1 protein-coding gene is annotated in these 591 nt (G+C 66.2%); it reads right to left on the minus strand.

What is annotated here, in order from left to right; all coding sequences use genetic code 11:
- Window positions 1-122: 122 nt before the first annotated feature.
- Window positions 123-591 (minus strand): NAD(P)H-dependent flavin oxidoreductase (locus D3H34_RS33530; protein WP_205736886.1); only part of this gene is annotated, 469 nt, incomplete at its 5' end.

The raw sequence follows: 591 nt of genomic DNA on the forward strand, positions 1-591 counted from the left end.
GCCAGGGACAGGCCGGACAGCGCCGCCATGCTGGCGGCCGCCGTCGCTTTGGCCATCAACTTCAGAACGTCACGCTTGGAATTCATGTCTTGTCTCCTGGTGGTTGTCGGTAAGTGCTGAGTTCAGGCAGTGGCGGCAATGAGCTGCCGGGTCGCGGCACAGGCCTCGCGGTATTGCTGCGCGAGCCCGTCGATGAACAGGCCCGCGGGCTGGATGGCGTTGAGCACGCCGATGCCATGGCCGCAACCCCAGATGTCCTTCCAGGCCTTGGGCTTGCCCGCGGCCCAGTTCATCTGGCTCGCATCGCCGACCGGCAGGTTGTCGGGATCGAGGCCCGCGCGCGCCATCGACGGCTTGAGGTAGTTGCCATGCACGCCGGTGATCAGGTTGGTGTAGACCACGTCATTGGCCGCGCTGTCGACGATCATCTGCTTGTGGCCATCGACGGCGTTGGCTTCCTGCGTGGCGATGAAGGCCGAGCCCATATAGGCCAGATCCGCGCCCATGACCTGCGCCGTGAGGATGGCGCGGCCGCTGGAGATCGAGCCCGACAGCGCCAGCGGGCCGACGAACCACGCGCGGATTTCCTGC

The sequence above is a fragment of the Acidovorax cavernicola genome (assembly GCF_003581445.1).